Here is a 16979-nt window from a genome sequence, read left to right as displayed (position 1 = left end):
CCGACCCTGGAGGTCGCCATGACCATCCCGCCCGACCCACACCTCTCACTGGTCCGACCCGTCACCGCCAGCACCCCGCAGGGGTGCGAGGAATGCCTGCGCCTCGATTCCCCCTGGGTCCTCCGGCTCTGTCTCACCTGCGGCCATGTCGGATGCTGCGACTCGTCCCCGATGCGCCATGCCCGCGGACATGCCGAGACGGCCGGACATCCCATTGCGCGGTCCTTCGAGCCCGGTGAGGACTGGCGCCGGTGTTTCGTCCACGAAGCCATGGTCTGAGTTCTCCCGCTCTCATCTGCCCCAAGGGAAGTGCACTGTGACCGCTGAAACGCCCACGCCGTATGACGCGTACCCGCAATTGACGGACGACCAGATCCAGGTGCTGAGCGCCTGTGGACAGTGGTGGCCGACCGTCGAAGGCGAACTGCTCTATCAGGCGGGCAGACCCAGTCAGGAATTCTTCGTCGTCCTCAGCGGCACGGTGGCCGTGGTGGATGATCACGGCGGTCACGAGAGGACCTACCAGCTCCATGGTCCGGGGAGTTTCCTCGGCGAGCTCGGCCTGCGCGAGGGGCAGGCCGCCTTCCTCAGCGCCGTGGTCCGTGCCCCCGGTGAGGTCCTGGTGGTCGGTTCGGCCGAACTGCGCGACCTGCTCGTCCGCGAACCCGCGCTCGGCGACCTCATCCTGCGCGCCTACTTCCTGCGTCGGACACTGCTGGCCGGGATGGCCACCGGTTTCAGGATCATCGGCTCCGCGTTCTCCCCGGACACCCGGAGGCTGCTCGAGTTCGCCGCCCGTAACCGGCTCCCGCATCGCTGGATCGATCTGGAGAAGGACACCGAGGCCGAGGCGCTGCTGCGCCGTGTGGGAGTGACACCCGAGGAGACCCCCGTGGTCGTCTGGCACGACGACCGGGTGCTGCGCAACCCCACCGACGCCGAGCTGGCACGGGTGATAGGCCTGCGCTCCGACACCCCCACAGAAGCCGTCTGCGATCTGCTGGTGGTCGGCGCGGGACCCGCGGGGTTGGCCGCGGCCGTGTACGGGGCCTCCGAAGGACTGGCCACGGTCGTCCTGGAAGCCGTGGCCACCGGCGGTCAGGCCGGAACCTCCTCCCGGATCGAGAACTACCTCGGATTCCCCGCCGGGATCTCCGGCACCGAACTCGCCGAACGCGCCGCTCTCCAGGCCGACCGGTTCGGCGCCCGGATCACCGTCCCCGCCGAAGCCGCACGCCTGGAACAGCGGGACGGGTCCCACGTCGTGACGCTCACCGACGGTGCCACGATCTCCGCCCACACCGTCGTGGTGGCGACCGGCGCCCGGTACCGGCGCCTGCCCGCGCCCGGCACCGAACGGCTCGAAGGAGCCGGGGTCCACTATGCCGCCACCCTCTGGGAGGCGAGGAACTGCCGCATGGACCCCGTGGCCGTCGTCGGCGGCGGCAACTCCGCCGGCCAGGCCGCGCTGTTCCTGGCACGTCACTCGCCCGCGGTGCATCTGCTCGTACGTGGCGGCGACCTCACCCACAGCATGTCCCGCTACCTGATCGACCGGATAGAACGGCACCCCCGGATCGATGTGCTCGTGAACACCGAGGTCCGGCAAGTCACCGGCAGCGACCGGGTCGAGTCCGTTCTCGTCCAGGACAACAGAACCGGCGAACGGCAGGTGCTGGCAGCGAGCGCCCTGTTCGTCTTCATCGGCGCGCACCCCGCCACATCCTGGCTCGACGCGGCTGTCGGCCTGGACCCGCAGGGCTTCATCCGTACGGGCCAGGACGTGGTCGACGTTCCCGCGAACCTCTGGCGCCACCTTGCCCGTGCCCCGCTCGCCCTGGAGACCGGTCTCCCGGGACTCTTCGCTGTCGGCGACGTCCGCAGCGGGTCGGTCAAGCGGGTGGCCTCCGCGGTGGGGGAGGGCGCGATGGCGGTCCGCCTGGTGCACGAGCACCTTCGGAGGGTGGGATCTCCGGGCATACGTCGACACGCGACGAGGGTCGCGACGATCCGAGGGTGAACAACGTGGCAACGCACTTCCGACATGTCACTCCGACAGGACGAAGTGGTCGTCAGCCGGGAGAGCCCACGCTCGCGGTGGTCAGGAGGCCACAGGGGCTGTCGTCGAACGCGTCTGCCTCCGGCCGGACAGCGGCAGTTCGACGACAGACCCTAGTGCCGGGAGAGGCACTAGGCGTGCCGCTCTCCACCGGGGTTCACCGTGCCGGAGGCCGCACGGATGCTGCCGAGGGCTGCAGCAACCACCGCTTGAGGCGTGATGTCGAATTCCTGGTAGAGGCGCTTGTAGTCGGCGGATGCGCCGAAGTGCTCGAGGCTGACGATGCGGCCCGCGTCGCCCACGATGTCGCGCCAGCCCTGACCGACGGCCGCCTCGACGCTCACGCGGGCGCGAACAGCGGGTGGCAGCACCGCGTTCTGATAGGCAACGGGCTGAGCGTGGAACCATTCCCGGCACGGCATGGAGACCACGCGTGCCTCGTACCCTTCGGCGGCCAGCAGATCACGCGCCTGCAGGGCGATGTGTACTTCCGAGCCGGTCGCGACGAGGACGACGTCGGGCTTCCCGTCTGCACGGTCCACGAGGACGTACGCGCCGCGGGCCGCTTCCTCGGCCGGGGCATGCGTGTCGGTGCCCCGTTCCAGGACGGGCAGCGGCTGCCGGGTGAGCACGAGACCGGCGGGCCTGTCCTGATGCTCGATGATGGTGCGCCAGCAGACAGTGGTCTCGTTCGCATCGGCCGGCCGTACGACGTCGAGGCCAGGAATCGCCCGTAGCGCGGCAAGGTGCTCGACGGGCTGGTGGGTGGGCCCGTCCTCGCCCAACCCGATGGAGTCGTGCGTCCAGACGTAGGTGGCAGGGAGCCGCATGAGCGCTGCCAGACGGACAGCCGGACGCATGTAGTCGCTGAAGACGAGGAATGTGCCGCCGTAGGGTCGTGTCAGACTCTGCAGCGCGATGCCGTTGAGGATTGCGGCCATGGCGTGCTCACGGATGCCGAAGTGCAACGTCCGCCCGTAGGCATTGCCCTTCCACTCGGCCGTCTGCTTGGCGACCGGGATGAAGGAGGGTTCCCCCTTCATCGTGGTGTTGTTGCTCCCCGCAAGATCGGCGGATCCACCCCACAGTTCGGGCAGGACGGGGGCCAGCGCCGTCAGCACCTCGCCGGATGCCTTGCGCGTGGCCATTCCGGCAGGGTCGGGGGGGAAAGTCGGCAGCTCGTCGGCCCAGCCGTCGGGCAGACGCCGGTCGCGCAACCGGTCAAGCAGCGCGGCCCGGTCAGGATGGGCGGCGCGCCACTTCTCATACACGCTCTCCCACTGGCGACGCGCAGCAGCGCCCCGCTCCCGCACCTTCCTGACGTGGGCCAGGACTTCGTCCTCCACGACGAAGCTCCGACCCGGGTCGAAGCCCAGCAAGGCCTTGGTGGCGGCGACTTCTTGGTCACCGAGCGCCGAGCCATGGGCCTTGCCGGTGTTCTGCTTCGTAGGGGCGGGCCAGCCGATGACCGTACGCAGCACGATCATGGACGGCCGCGAAGCGTCCTGCTTGGCGGCCGTGATCGCCGCCGCGAGGGCGTCGACGTCCTCGACATAGGAGCCGGTGTGCGTGAAGTCGACAGTCTGCACCTGCCATCCGTACGCGGAGTAGCGCGCGGCGACATCCTCGCTGAACGAGATCTCGGTGTCGTCCTCGATCGAGATGTGGTTGGAGTCGTAGAGGACGACCAGGTTGCCCAGTTCCTGGTGACCGGCGAGCGAACTCGCCTCCGATGTGACTCCTTCCATGAGGTCGCCGTCCGAGGCGACGACGTACACGTGATGGTCGAACGGGCTCTCACCCGGCGGGGCGTCGGGATCCAGCAGCCCGCGCTCGCGCCGTGCCGCCAGCGCCATCCCCACCGCGGCGGCCAGCCCCTGGCCCAGGGGGCCCGTGGTGACCTCCACCCCCCGGGTGTGGCGGTACTCCGGATGCCCCGGCGTTGCGGAGCCCCAGGTGCGGAGCTGCTTGAGATCCTGCAGCTCCAGTCCGTACCCGCTGAGGTACAACTGGATGTACAGAGTGAGACTTGAGTGCCCGCAGGAGAGCACGAATCGATCGCGTCCCAGCCATTGGTCATCGGCGGGGTCGTGGCGCATCACCTGCTGGAACAGCAGATAGGCCAGCGGGGCCAGGCTCATCGCGGTTCCCGGATGACCGTTTCCCACCTTCTGGACCGCGTCAGCGGCCAGAACGCGCACGGTGTCCACCGCTCGTACATCCAGCGGACCCCAGCCCACCGTGTCCGCGACCGGAAGTGCGAGCTTCGCATCACGACCCGCAATCATTCCGGTGGCTGCCTGTCGCTCGTCCATGGCCTTGCCTTTCTGGTTGCTTCGACGACCTCTTGGGTGCCTCGGTTTGCCCAGCGCCACACCGCCGGCCTGCGTATCCGCGCGTACGGGGAGGGAACGGGCCCGCTCCGCGCCTTCACCGGAGACGGTCGTTGCGCGGTGGGATTTCTGATGACCCCGGACGAGAGGGAGGGGCAGCCGGCCTTCGACGCCGGTCGACCGATGCGCCACGCCCGCAGGCTCGGATTCCGGTGAGCCGTGTCGGCGCCCAGGGCCGCGCGCGTGCCCCAGGCGCCAGGAGCCGCTCGAACCCTCTGGCGCGGGCTGAAGCGTCCTCGCTGCGCTCGCCGGTACGGCCGCATGCGCTCACCGCTCCCAGCAGGGGCACCAGCAGTCCGATGCGCAGTCGTCGGCCCAGCATCGGGCTCCCATCGCCGCTCTGCCGTGACGCGTCATTATCAACAGGCGTCGCCGTGACTGAATGCCGCGACATGCCGTTGACGGACGGCTCCCGGCGGAATGCCGGCGAACCGATGGGCTGGGCCGACGAATCGCTCGGGCACCGGAGCGCCGGCCGACGGGCGGTTTACGGGGCGGCGGTGTCATCGCGCGCCGTTGGCGCATCGGACCGGTGCTTCCCTGGCGCACGGGTCTGCTGCAGCCACTGCCTTCCCTGCTCCTTCGGCCGGCGCCCACCCGCACGGCCCAGCACCGTTGGCGTCGCACTCCGGTAGGTAATAGGACAGGGATAACGGTGGCACGGAGGAGTGGACCGGAATGCAGATCGTTGTCGACCTCAATCGGTGCCAGAGTTACGCGCAATGTGTGTTTCTCGCCCCCCAGGTGTTCGAACTGCATGGCGAGGAGGCCCTGATGTTCAGGCCGAGCGTGCCCGACGATCAGCATGAGCGCGTCCGACGCGCGGAAGCGGCCTGTCCGGTACAGGCCATTCTGGTCGGCGAGCCGGCCGGCCTCGGCGCCTCGTGATCGGCGACGGCCGGATCGTCGTAGTCGGCGCGTCGCTGGCCGGTCTGCGCGCCGCCGAGACGCTGCGCGAGCAAGGCTTCGCCGGATCGCTGACCCTGGTCGGGGAGGAGCCGCACCCCCCGTACGACAGACCACCGCTGTCCAAGCAGGTGCTGCTCGGGCGGGTGCGCGCGCAGGACGTCGCGCTGCCCAGCCGCAGGGCGGTGGACGCCCGGTGGAAGCTCGGTGCACGTGCCGTTGGGGTCGATCCGATCGACAAGCGGGTGATCCTCGCCGACGGTGAACAGCTCGCCTACGACCGGCTGCTGATCGCCACCGGAACCCGGGCCCGACCCTGGCCGAACGCCGACGAAGCCCGCCTGGACGGCGTACTCACCCTGCGTACGAACGACGATGCGGCCCGCCTCGCCGAACGCCTCGACGCCGGACCGCGCCGGGTGCTGGTGATCGGCGCCGGATTCATCGGTTCGGAGATCGCCTCCGCCTGCCGGGAGCTCGGTCTCGACGTAACGGTCGCCGAACGCGGACCTTCACCCCTCGTCGGTGCGCTGGGCGGGACACTCGGCACCTATGCCGGGAAGCTGCAACGCGCGCACGGCGTCGACCTGCGCTGCGGCGTGAGCGTCACCGCGCTGAAGGGTCGCAACGGCCGGCTCACCGGCGCCGAATTGTCCGACGGCGGCCGGATCGACGCCGATGTAGCCGTGGTCGCGCTGGGCGCCGTCCGCAACACCGAATGGCTTGACGGATCAGGTCTGGCCGCCGGCCCCAGCGGCGTCGCATGCGACGCGGGGTGCCGAGCCTTCGACATGTACGGGATCGTCACCGACGATGTCTTCGTCGCCGGAGACGTGGCACGCTTCCCGCACCCGCTCTTCGAGTACCAGATGCTGTCCCTCGAACACTGGGGCAATGCGGTTGCGCAGGCCGAGGTGGCGGCCCACAACATGATCAGCCCGGGGCCACGCAGACGCCCGCACCTGACCATGCCCGCCTTCTGGTCCAGCCAGTTCGGCCTGAACATCAAGTCCGTGGGCGTACCGACCTTCTCCGACCAAGTGGTCATCGCCCAGGGCTCGCTGCGCGAGGGGCGCTTCGTCGCCGTCTACGGCTACCGGGGACGCGTCACAGCGGCGGTCAGTGTGAACCGCGCCAAGTGGCTGGAGCACTACCAGTACCTCATCGAGACGGCGGCGCCGTTTCCTCCCGCGCCCGGTGCCGCCGACAGGCCCGGGTCGTTCGATCCCGTCCCCTCCGACGTGCCGTCCCCACAGCTGCTCTCGCACGGCCCGACTGTGGCTCTCACCGGTCATCTGCCGGACAGGCACCTGACTCTGGTGCGGCACGAACCGTCCCCGACCGCCACCCACTGTCGATGAGGAGCCCCACGCATGCCCCCGGACACCCTCTTTGAGCGCATCACCGATCACGCGAACCGCGCCGACCCGTATCCGCTCTACGCGGAACTGCGCGAGAGCGGGGTGGTGCGACAGGACAACGGCAGTTACCTGGTGGGCACCTACCATGAGATCGCCGCTCTACTTCATGACCCACGGATCGGCTCGGACCTCCGTAACCGAAAGGAGCCGGACCCGGACGCGGCTCTGGCCAGGTCGGACGAACTGCCGCCGTCCTTCATCGGTGTCGACGACCCCGAACACGACCGGCTCCGCCGCCTCGCCATGCGCCCCTTCGGTCCGCCGCACTCCCCGGGACGGATCGACGCCCTGCACGGCCCCATCACCCGGATCGCCGAGGAACTGATCCACTCGTTCCACGACAAGGACCGGATCGACCTCGTCGACGATTTCGCCTACCCGCTCCCCGTCACCGTGATCTGCCGGCTCCTGGGCGTGCCCCAGGAGGATGTGCCCCGTGTCCGCGCCTGGACGAACGCGATCATCGCCGGCTTCGACCCCACGCCCGGGGAGGACCCGGAGCAGCGTCGGCGGTCGGCTCAGGAGGCACGGATGGCGATGGCGCACTATCTGGGTGGCCTCGCCGAAGAGCGGCGCGGCCACCCGACCGAGGACATGCTCTCCGCCCTCGCCAACGACGAAGGGCCCGAAGGACGCCTCACACAACGGGAACTGATGGCCACAGCGGTACTGCTGCTCATCGCCGGTCACGAGACGACCGTCAACCTGATCACCAACGGCATGCTCACACTGCTGCGCCACCCCGACATCCTGGAGCAGCTGCGCGCCGCGCCCGAACTCCTTCCGAGGGCGGTGGAGGAACTGCTGCGTTACGAGCCCCCCGTTCACTTTCTGCCGCAGCGCTCACCGCTCACCGATATCGACGTCGCGGGCATCACCGTCCCCAAGGGCGCACCCCTGATCCTCGTGCTGGCTTCCGGCAACCGGGACCCCCTGAGATTCCATGACCCCGACCGTTTCGACCCGATGCGCGAGGACAATCAGCACTTCGGCTTCGGCAGCGGCATTCACAACTGCTTCGGCGCCCCGCTCGCCCGTATCGAGGCGCAGATCGCGCTCGACGCGCTCCTCCGCCACCTCGTCGACCCCCGTCTGGTCGAGGACCCGCCTCCGTACCGGCGCAGCCCGGTGCTGCGAGGTCCCCGCCACCTCCTGATCGAGCGCACCGCGGGAGCCTAGGGTCTTTCGTTGGGATCGCCGTCGGTCGCGCCCGGCCGGCCACCAGTGGGGTACTGCCCGATCGGCGGACCAGGGGCAAGGGCGGACGACGTCGCCGCCGGGCCGCAGTCACGAGGCGATCCAGGAGCTCCCGAACCGGCGGACCGCCGCCTGCCTGCGTCGCGGGCCCGGCCGCTTCCGCGCCGGCTCATGAACACCGACTCGGGCAGCGGCTGATCGTGTCATGGGCCGCGGCTTCCTTGCGAGAAGCCGGAAAGGTGCCCACCGTTTCGGCGGACACCTTTCCGTGTGCTTTTGGCGAAGTGCCGGGTCTCAGCCCTGCGTGGGCCGGGAGGTGCCGCGCAGCCCCAGCGCCGCCAGGACGGCTCCCAGCAGGCAGAGGACGCCAGTGACGGCAGCGGCGGTGTGCAGACCGTTCATGAACGCCTGACCGCTGCCCTCCACCACAGCCGACTTCAACTGGTCGGACATGGAACCGGATACCGGGGCGATACCCATGGCCACCGCGTCCTTGGCATCCTCAAGGCCGCCCGCGACGGCCGAGGGAACCCCGGCGTCGGTCAGCTCGCCGACGAGCGTGGCGCCGACCCTGCTGCTGATGAGCGAGACCAGCACCGAGGTGCCCAGCGCGCCGCCGATCTGCAGAGCGGTGGCCTGGAGGCCGCCCGCCACGCCGCCTTCCTTGACGGGGGCCTGACCGACGATGGCGTCCGAGGAGGCGGACAGGACCATGCCGACGCCCAGGCCGAGCGCGATGAACGGCGGCCACATCGTGGCGTACGACGAACCGGTGTCCCAGGTCAGCATGGAGAAGGTCGCGACGGCCTGGAGCACCATGCCCAGCGGCATGGAGAGCCGGGAGCCGAAGCGGCCTGTCAGCGCTGCCCCCAGAGGGGACGCCACCAACGAGGCGAAGCTGAGAGGCAGCGTTCGCACTCCGGCCTCCACGGGCGAGAAGCCGCGCACGTTCTGGAGGTAGAGCATCACGAAGAAGATCACACCGAGCATCACGAAGAAGTTGAGCGCGGTGACGATCGTGCCGATGGTCAGCGCACGAATGCGGAACAGGCGCATCGGAAGCAGCGGGTGCTCGACGCGGGTTTCGTACCAGCCGAAGCCCACCAGGATCAGCACGCCGGCTGCGACGGCGCCCAGGGTGCCGGCGGAGGTCCAGCCCCAGGTCTCGCCCTTGACGACGCCGAAGACCACGGACAGCAGGCCCAGTGCGAGAAGGATGACGCCGGGGACGTCGAAGCTGTGGTTGCCGCTGGAGTTCTTGCCCTGCTGCAGCACGGCTGCGCTGACGAGGATCGCGATCACGCCGATGGGGGCGTTGACGTAGAAGACGGACTCCCAGCTGACGTTCTCGACCAACAGACCGCCGACGATGGGACCGAGCGCCGTGGATACGGCCGAGACCATGGCCCATATGCCCACGGCCATGCCGAACTTACGCGGGGGGAAGACGGCGCGCAGCAGGCCCAGGGTGTTGGGCATCAGCAGACCCCCGAAGAAGCCCTGTACCGCCCGGAAGACGATGACGCCGTCGATGGAGCCCGACAGGCCGATCGCGACCGAGGCGAGAGTGAACCCGACGACGCCCACCATGTAGTAGGTGCGCCGGCCGAAGCGGTCGCCGAGCTTGCCGCCCAGGATCAGGGAAGCCGCCAGGGCGAGCAGGTAGGCGTTGGTGACCCACTGGAGGTCTGCAGTGGACGCCTCGAGCGCGCGGCCGATCTCCGGGTTGGCGATGGCGACCACGGAAGCGTCGAGCTGGACCATGAAGAGGCCGAAGGCCACCGCCAGGAGTGTCAGCCAGGGATTGGAGCGACGCCCCCGCCCACTCACCGCCTTCGGCGGGGAGTGAGCGGGCTGGGAAGAGTGATCCATGGTGGTGGATGGCATGGAAGTGCCTTGTCTGTCGAGAGTGGTGCCGGAGGAGGGAATAAGGAGAACGCGCTGTGCCCCGACCGCCGAGGGCGGTCGGAGCGTTCCGTCTCCGGGCAGGGGAAGGCTCCGCGGGCACAGAGACAGCCGTGCGCGCGGTGGGTCGCGTCCCGGGCGGGGGACTGCGGGATCTATTCGGGCGCGGGCGCGGGATGCAGGTGTTGCGCCAGCGCATTCAGCGCGCCCACTGCCGAACCCAAGGCGTCCATCTCACCGTCCGTGAGGGACTGCAGGGCGCGGGAGATGTGCGCACCTTCGAGACGCCGGACCTCGGCCAGCTCCCGTCGAGCCCTGGACGTGGGATACAGATGCGCGATCCGCTTGTCGCCGGCGTCCCGCCGGCGCTCCAGCAGCCCTTCCTCGGTGAGCTGGGAGACCAGGGCGCTGACGTTGTTCGGCCGCATCAGAAGGGCGTCGGCGGCTTCGCGCACCGTGGCGCCCTCCTGCTGCGAGACGAACCGCAGCAGCGCGAGCTGACCCTCAGGTGGCTTGGGCCTCGGGAAATCCCGGGCGACCCGGCGATCGAGGGACCGATTCAGCGCAGGCAGGCACGCCGCGAGCGCGGAGGCTACGCGGTCGATGTCCTGAACGGACGCGCGGGAATCGGGCATGCCGCGATATTAGGTCTGGTGTCATAGGTATGTCAAAGGAGGCATCTGGTTCGACGCTGTGTCGTTCGTACTCCGGTTGTGCCGCTGCCGCTGCCGGGGCTCGGTGGAGCCCTGCGCGTTGTTGCGGGCCAGGGCGCCGGGGGCGGAGCCGGACTCTCCGACCATGGTTGGGGCGTCGGGTGCCCGATCCCCCGACCGCCCTTCATCCGGGTCGGAGCCGGGTCATTTTGCAGGTTGATCACGAGCATGGGGTCCTGTGAGGCCGCGGGCCGACACCCGTACGCGAAGAGGCGGTCACCGGAAGATCCGGTGACCGCCTCCGGCGAGTTGACGGATGTTACTCGCAGGTGCCCGCGAACGTCTCGCGCGTCACCACGTCCGTCGCGGCGGCCGTGGTGTCCAGCCAGACGATCCGCTGTCCGTCACCGAGCGACGGGGCCAGCTGCGAACCGGAGGAGCAGGAGGCGAGGCTGAAGTTGTTCTTCCCGGCCAGCACGTCCGCCGTCGTGGAGGCCTTCACCTTGGTCGGGCCGTTCCAGGCGCCGAGAGCGCCCCAGAAGTCGTAGGTCGAGTAGGCGAAGTACTCGTCGCTGACCGAGAACTGGGCGACGTACAGGCTCTTCGGGTAGGTCAGGTTCTTCATCTGGGTCACGTCGGCGGCCGGCGTCGATCCGATGGTGGTGCTCGGGATCAGGAACCCGCCGCTGGTGCGGTAGAAGACGCGGTCCGAGGTGAGCTGGATGTCCGAGATCCAGTTGAACAGGAATCCGGTGATCCGCTTGTTCTGGGTCTTACCCGTGGCGATATCGTAGATGTACAGGTACGTCCCGTCGCCACCGGCCCAGGCGATGGTGCCGTTCTTCATGGCGAGGCGCGAGGCCTTGGTACCGGCTTCGGGCGTCACGTTGACCGTGGTGCCGTCGGCCTTGCGGAGCATGACGTCCTGTTCGCCGTCCGGCGTGGTGCTGATGTAGGCGAGGGCGCCGTTCTCGGTGACCGGCTCGGTCTCGTCGGCGTCCGGGGCGTCGACCAGCTTCTTGATCTCGCCCTGGCCCTTGTCACCGGCCCGGTAGATGCCGACGCCATCGGCCGTGATCCGGGTGAAGACGACGCGATCGCTGTCGAGGGACGGGTCGAGCAGGTAGGCGTCCTGCTGGGCCAGCTCGTGCGCGGAGTCGCCGTTCTGCTTGCTGAACCGGCCAACCGTGATACCGAAGGCGGCACCGCCCTGGTCCCAGGCGATTGCGTCACCGTGGCCGATGGCGTAGACATCGCCGCTGATCTGGGCGGCCTGCTCGTCGATGCCGCCGTACACCTCGTACGCGGGCAGGACGTCGGCGCCGATGGTGGTGCCGTCATGGGTGCCGGCCTTCTGCTCCCATCCCTCCTCGATGCCGTGGTCGTCGAAGGCCCGGCCGATGGCGTCGAGGTCGGCAGCTGAGACCTTCAGGGACTTCGCGGCCAGGGTGACCGCATTGCGCATGTCGGTGTAGCCGGACAGTGGGGTGAGATAGTTCTGGCTCGCCCGGTAGATGATCCGGTCGGCGAGGTTCGCGTCGATGTTCTTGCGGATGTCCCACAGTGCGCCACCGACGATGGTGGAGTTGTGGTGCACACCGCCGTTGTCGATGTCGAGCGTGATGGGCTCGTAGTCCTTCTGCGCGTTGCGGCCGTCGTTGAGGTCGCGCAGCGCACACTCCTCCAGCGGCTTGGTGCCGTTGCAGAGGTACTCGCCGATGAGGCCGGACGTCGGGTCGCTCATCGCGATGCCCTTGTCGGCGGTCTCCATGGCATTGCCGAAGTAGTCGGAGATCGCCTCGTTGAGCGCGCCCGACTGGTTCAGGTAGACGAGGCCGGCGGTGTGCTCGGTGACGCCGTGGGTCATCTCGTGGCCGACCACGTCCAGGCCCACGGACAGCGGAACGCCGTCCATGTGGCCGTAGACCATCTTGGAGCCGTCCCAGAAGGCGTTGGCGTAGTCCTTGCCGTTGTTCGCGACGTTGACGACGGAGTAGATCGTGCCGCCCTTGCCGTCGACGCCGTCACGGCCGAGCTTGTCCTTGAGGTATTCGTAGACCTTCGCCGCGTTCACGTGTGCGTCGACCGCGCCGGATGAGGTGCTGACGCCGTCGAACCGGTCGCTCGCGGAGGTCGCCAGGGGAACGTCCTCGGTGACCGGGCCGCCCGCCACGAGCGAGTAGCTCTTGCGCTGGGCGTCGTAGGTGCGTATCTGGCCGCCGGTCCGCGCGTACATGTCCCGGGTGGAGTCGACGAGCGTGTAGGACCCGCCCGTCTCCTTGTTGATGTCCAGCTGCGCCTCGGAGCCGTCCACGCGCACGCCCGTGCCCTTGGCCGGTGCGGCGTCCGCGGCGTCGATGTTGTTGTAAGAGAGGGCGATGCCGCCGATGTTCGCGTCGACGTACACCTCCTGGCGCACCGGGCTGCCGTTGGCCTGGGCGCCGGTGACGGTGAAGTGCCAGGCCAGCTTGCCGCCTCGGGCGTCCGGCAGGACGATCAGGCCGTGGCCCTCGGTCTTGGCGCCCTTGACCCGCGACAGCGTCGGGTCGAGGGAGAACACCCGCTTCTCGGCGGCGGCCTCGGACACGCTCGGCGTGGTGGAGACCGACAGGTCCGTGAACAGGGTGCCCGTGGCGGAGGTGACGCTCTGGCCGCCGTCGGCCGCCTCGGTCTGCACGGCGTATTCGGCGCCGAAGACCGGCACCCCGTTGTGCTTCTGCTGGAAGCGGACGGACGACTGCTTGCCGTCCTTGCTGGTGCTCAGGGTCTGGAGGTCTGTGACCGGAACCTTGTAGGTGTCCTCGTGGGCCTTCAGATGCGCCCGTGCGGCTTGGGCCGGAGTGCCCTCACGGACGGTGTCGTCGAGACGCTGAGTCATGGCGGGTGCGACGGGCACCCGGTCGCCGGTCACGGTGGTGGCCGGCGGTGCTTCCTCGTCGGCCCAGGCCGGTGACGTCAGCAGCGTCGAGCCGGTGGCCGCGACGACCACTGCGGCGGCCAGGACACGGCGGAGCCCTCTTTGACGTGTCGGGAACACGTGAACCCTCCCCTATCGCACTGTTGGGTGAAATCGCTCAGCTGCGTGAGGTGCGGGAGCCCCACGCGGTCGGTGCCTAGATGTTTGGGCAGGGTCGGCGGCGCGTACAAGGGATGTCCCTGGCGTGAACACGCCGCGGCGTAAATACGCCTCACATAGCGTTGTTTTCAATCCGGTTCGGAGCGATTTGCGAGTCGGCCTCGTCCAGCCAGCCGCTGCACGCCGCATGCCAGCCGAGCTGGAAACGCGTGGCTGCCCCCACCTCGACCATGAGGGACTGCAGGCGGCGCTGGACGGTACGGTGCCCCATGCCGAGCTGACGGGCGATGGCCGCGTCGGTCAGTCCCACGTACAACAGGGAGACGATCTGGCGGTCCACGGCGTCGAGTTCGGCTCCGTCGGCGTGCCCGGCCCTGGGATCCGTGTCGGAGGGAAGCAGGCGCCAGCCTCTCTCGAAATGCGCTTCGAAGAGCGAACTGAGCGCGGTGAGCAGTCCGGTACCGTGCACGACCAGCGCGACCGGGTCGATGCCTTCGCGACCGGGGCGAGCGGCAGCAGGGCGATCCGCCGGTCGACGATGATCAGTTTGATGGGCAGCTTGTCGACGACGGAGATGTACTGACCCTGGGCTGCATAGGTGGCTATGGTCGCCGCTGTTTTGGGACGTTCGAGCCAGTCGCGCTCGATGACGCCCCGGATGGCGATCCCGCGCCGCATCAGCACGTTCTCGATCTCGTCGTGATTGTCCTCGAAGGTGATCACCGCGTGGTAATCGTGCAGCGGAATCATGCTGCATACCTCGATGGTGGCCTGATCCTGCATCAGCAGGAGCCTGCGCCGGATCGCAGCCGCCCCCGACAGCACCTCGATGGGCGCTCCCGAGGCATGGGCCTGGGCGGAACGGTGACGTTCGGCAAGGGTTGTCACGAGCGACTCGACGCGGTGCAAGGCCGCCCTCCGGGATTCCAGCAGGGGGCCGAGAGCGAGCACGGGGGAGGAGGCCCGGTAGCGGAGGACGGCGTCGCCGACGGGTTGGGCGCTGGCGAGACCGCGTTCCACCAGGACGTCGAGGGCGCGCGCGACCTCCTCGACACGCCCGGTCGACTCGCCCGCGAGCGCGGCCGGTTCACTGTCGGGCCGGTCGACGAGGAGCCGGTACACGGCGTCCTCCATCGGCTCCAGGCCGAGGAACGTGAGCAGGGAGGCCTCTGCCGCATCCGGCGCGACGGGGGCGCCGCCCGACGGGCGAGGGCCGTCGGCGCTCAGTGCCGTCCTTCGACGCAGTGGCGCCGGGAAACACAGGACGCCTGCAACGGACACACGCCGCGACACCGGAGTGCTCCGGTCCCTGCCGCACCTTCGGCCACTGTCCCCGCCCCCTTGTCGTCCTACCGCCGCCGCCCGGTGATCACACTATCCGGCTGACCCCGTGCGTGATAGGACGCCATTCGGGGCGGTCGGCTGCGGGCGATGGCTTGGGCAGGGGGCATCGCGCGCGGCGGACTCGTCGCGATCAGCCATGGGTCAGCACCGAGCCGAAGCCGCATACGGACAACCGTGACCGTGCTGTGGAAGCTTCGGAAGCCGACCGAGGGAAGGGCCGAAGAGGTCAGCTCGCGAGAGCGGCGTGCAGGCTGGAGCGCGCCCTGGTGACTGATGGAGGATGCTGCTGGAGACGGAAAGGCGATCGACGAGGTGACCGGCGGAGCGATCGCCCGCATTGCCTTCCGGGTGATTCCTGCCGCGGACGGGTGTCGGAAACCACAGCCGCCGAGCCGGGTGCACAGGCTGTTCGACCAGGATGAGTCGGCTCTCAACGGAGGCCGGGCCGATCCCCATCAGAAAGGAAATTTCCATGGATGAGCAGGGTGAGCGCTTCGACGTCGTCGTACTCGGAGCAGGCCCAGGCGGATATGTCGCCGCCATTCGCGCTGCCCAGCTGGGCAAGCGCGTCGCCGTCGTCGAGGCCAAATACTGGGGCGGCGTCTGTCTGAACGTCGGTTGCATCCCCACCAAGGCATTGCTGCGCAACGCCGAACTGGCGCACATCGTCACGCGCGAGGCCAAGACCTTCGGTATCAAGGTCGAAGGGCAGGTGTCCTTCGACTACGGCGAGGCGTTCCGGCGCAGTCGCCGTGTCGCGGACGGCCGGGTCAAAGGTGTCCACTACCTGATGAAGAAGAACGGGATCACGGAGATCAGCGGCCGTGGCACGTTTGTGGACTCGCACACGCTCGACGTGGCCCAATTCGACGGCTCGACCCGGACAATCAACTTCGACCACTGCATCATCGCCGCCGGAGCGACTCCGAAGCTGCTGCCCGGGACCCGCCGTACCGCTCGCGTGGTGACGTACGAAGAGCAGATCCTTGCCGAGGACCTGCCCCAGTCCATCCTGATCGCGGGCGCCGGCGCGATCGGCGTCGAATTCGCGTATGTCTTGCACAACTACGGCGTGAAGGTCACCGTCGTTGAGTTCCTGGACCGGATGGCGCCGCTGGAGGACGCGGATGTCTCTGCCGAACTGGCGCGACAGTACAGGAAGTTGGGCATCGGTGTGCTCACCTCCACCCGCGTCGATTCGATCGACGAGTCCGGACCGCAGGTCCGCGTCACGGTCACCGGCAAGGACGGCGCGCAGCAGGTTCTGGAGGCCGACAAGGTTCTGCAGGCGATCGGCTTCACACCGAACGTCACCGACTACGGTCTGGAGAGCACGGGCGTACGCATCACCGAGCGCGGCGCGATCGATGTCGACGGCCGCTGCCGCACCTCCGTTCCGCACATCTACGCGATCGGCGACGTCACCGCGAAGCTGATGCTCGCGCACGCCGCCGAGGCGATGGGTGTGATGGCGGCCGAGACCATCGCGGGAGCCGAAACCATGGAGCTCGACTACCCGATGATCCCGCGCGCCACCTACTGCCAGCCGCAGATCGCGAGCTTCGGCTGGACCGAGGCGCAGGCACGCGAGAAGGGCTTCGACGTCAAGGTCGCCAAGTTCCCCTTCACCGCGAACGGCAAGGCGCACGGCCTGGGCGACACGACGGGCTTCGTGAAGCTGATCAGCGACGCGAAGTACGGCGAGATCATCGGCGGCCACCTCGTCGGCCCGGACGTCACCGAACTGCTGCCCGAGCTCACCTTGGCCCAGCAGTGGGACCTGACGGTTCATGAGGTCGCTCGCAATGTCCACGCACACCCGACACTTGGTGAGGCGGTCAAGGAGGCCGTACACGGACTCGCCGGGCACATGATCAACATGTGAGAAGGCGGCGCCACACGTTGCCCCCGGACTCCGCCTGCCCCGGACCCGGGGGGCCGGATGCCGGGGCTGCTCAGGGCCGGGACGAGGCAATTCGACGGTGACGACGACGGAGAGCGCCGGCACGTCCGTGCGCGTGCCGT

Annotated in this window: 12 protein-coding genes; 6 read left to right on the top strand and 6 right to left on the bottom strand. The window is 68.8% G+C overall.

The window, feature by feature from the left end; all coding sequences use genetic code 11:
* Nucleotides 1-18 precede the first annotated feature (18 nt).
* Together OG395_RS09775 and OG395_RS09770 are read left to right on the top strand one after the other, a co-directional pair.
* Nucleotides 19-279, top strand: coding sequence for a UBP-type zinc finger domain-containing protein (locus tag OG395_RS09775; protein WP_327242526.1), 261 nt, complete (start codon nt 19-21; stop codon nt 277-279).
* A 37-nt stretch (nt 280-316) separates the two neighbouring features.
* Nucleotides 317-2020 (top strand): FAD-dependent oxidoreductase, encoded by a 1704-nt coding sequence (locus tag OG395_RS09770; protein ID WP_327242525.1) that lies wholly within the window; start codon nt 317-319, stop codon nt 2018-2020.
* Nucleotides 2021-2190: 170 nt separating this feature from the next.
* Here OG395_RS09770 and tkt read toward each other — a convergent pair whose 3' ends face one another.
* Nucleotides 2191-4374, bottom strand: coding sequence for a transketolase (gene tkt / locus OG395_RS09765; RefSeq protein WP_327242524.1), 2184 nt, complete (start codon nt 4372-4374; stop codon nt 2191-2193).
* Nucleotides 4375-5130: 756 nt separating this feature from the next.
* Here tkt and OG395_RS09760 point away from each other — a divergent pair.
* From OG395_RS09760 to OG395_RS09750, 3 genes are read left to right on the top strand one after another with little or no spacing between them, the layout of a single operon-like run.
* Nucleotides 5131-5340: a ferredoxin gene (locus OG395_RS09760; protein WP_266978009.1), complete on the top strand. Its 210-nt coding sequence runs from the start codon at nt 5131-5133 to the stop codon at nt 5338-5340.
* Nucleotides 5337-6719: an NAD(P)/FAD-dependent oxidoreductase gene (locus OG395_RS09755; protein ID WP_327242523.1), complete on the top strand. Its 1383-nt coding sequence runs from the start codon at nt 5337-5339 to the stop codon at nt 6717-6719. The genes OG395_RS09760 and OG395_RS09755 overlap by 4 nt, the downstream gene beginning before the upstream one ends.
* 12 nt (nt 6720-6731) lie before the next feature.
* Nucleotides 6732-7958, top strand: coding sequence for a cytochrome P450 (locus tag OG395_RS09750; RefSeq protein ID WP_327242522.1), 1227 nt, complete (start codon nt 6732-6734; stop codon nt 7956-7958).
* A 312-nt stretch (nt 7959-8270) separates the two neighbouring features.
* On the opposite strand, the gene OG395_RS09745 is transcribed toward OG395_RS09750, so the two are convergent.
* The 5 genes from OG395_RS09745 to OG395_RS09725 form a co-directional block, all read right to left on the bottom strand.
* Nucleotides 8271-9863: an MFS transporter gene (locus OG395_RS09745; protein ID WP_327242521.1), complete on the bottom strand. Its 1593-nt coding sequence runs from the start codon at nt 9861-9863 to the stop codon at nt 8271-8273.
* 173 nt (nt 9864-10036) lie between these two features.
* Entirely contained in the window at nt 10037-10516 is a 480-nt protein-coding gene (locus tag OG395_RS09740; protein WP_327242520.1) for a MarR family winged helix-turn-helix transcriptional regulator, read from the bottom strand.
* A gap of 337 nt (nt 10517-10853) precedes the next feature.
* Nucleotides 10854-13571: a M4 family metallopeptidase gene (locus tag OG395_RS09735; RefSeq protein ID WP_327242519.1), complete on the bottom strand. Its 2718-nt coding sequence runs from the start codon at nt 13569-13571 to the stop codon at nt 10854-10856.
* Between the two features lie 151 nt (nt 13572-13722).
* Nucleotides 13723-13920 (bottom strand): hypothetical protein, encoded by a 198-nt coding sequence (locus OG395_RS09730; RefSeq protein ID WP_327242518.1) that lies wholly within the window; start codon nt 13918-13920, stop codon nt 13723-13725.
* Nucleotides 13911-14891, bottom strand: coding sequence for a TrmB family transcriptional regulator (locus tag OG395_RS09725; protein ID WP_327242517.1), 981 nt, complete (start codon nt 14889-14891; stop codon nt 13911-13913). Before OG395_RS09725 ends, OG395_RS09730 begins: the two co-directional genes overlap by 10 nt.
* 535 nt (nt 14892-15426) lie before the next feature.
* Here OG395_RS09725 and lpdA point away from each other — a divergent pair.
* Complete coding sequence (lpdA, locus tag OG395_RS09720; protein WP_327242516.1) at nt 15427-16839, top strand: dihydrolipoyl dehydrogenase; 1413 nt, start codon at nt 15427-15429, stop codon at nt 16837-16839.
* The last annotated feature ends 140 nt before the right edge of the window (nt 16840-16979 follow it).

The sequence above is a fragment of the Streptomyces sp. NBC_01320 genome, assembly GCF_035974375.1.
Lineage (GTDB): Bacteria > Actinomycetota > Actinomycetes > Streptomycetales > Streptomycetaceae > Streptomyces > Streptomyces yanii.
Note: the sequence above shows the minus strand (reverse complement) of the source record. Positions and strands in the feature narration are given on the sequence as shown.

What these genes read in the sequence shown, in the direction of transcription:
- lpdA (WP_327242516.1), top strand. Translation starts at nt 15,427, where the DNA reads ATGGATGAGCAGGGTGAGCGCTTCGACGTCGTCGTACTCGGAGCAGGC.
- OG395_RS09760 (WP_266978009.1), top strand. Translation starts at nt 5,131, where the DNA reads ATGCAGATCGTTGTCGACCTCAATCGGTGCCAGAGTTACGCGCAATGT.
- OG395_RS09745 (WP_327242521.1), bottom strand. Translation starts at nt 9,863, where the DNA reads ATGCCATCCACCACCATGGATCACTCTTCCCAGCCCGCTCACTCCCCG.
- OG395_RS09750 (WP_327242522.1), top strand. Translation starts at nt 6,732, where the DNA reads ATGCCCCCGGACACCCTCTTTGAGCGCATCACCGATCACGCGAACCGC.
- OG395_RS09775 (WP_327242526.1), top strand. Translation starts at nt 19, where the DNA reads ATGACCATCCCGCCCGACCCACACCTCTCACTGGTCCGACCCGTCACC.
- tkt (WP_327242524.1), bottom strand. Translation starts at nt 4,374, where the DNA reads ATGGACGAGCGACAGGCAGCCACCGGAATGATTGCGGGTCGTGATGCG.
- OG395_RS09740 (WP_327242520.1), bottom strand. Translation starts at nt 10,516, where the DNA reads ATGCCCGATTCCCGCGCGTCCGTTCAGGACATCGACCGCGTAGCCTCC.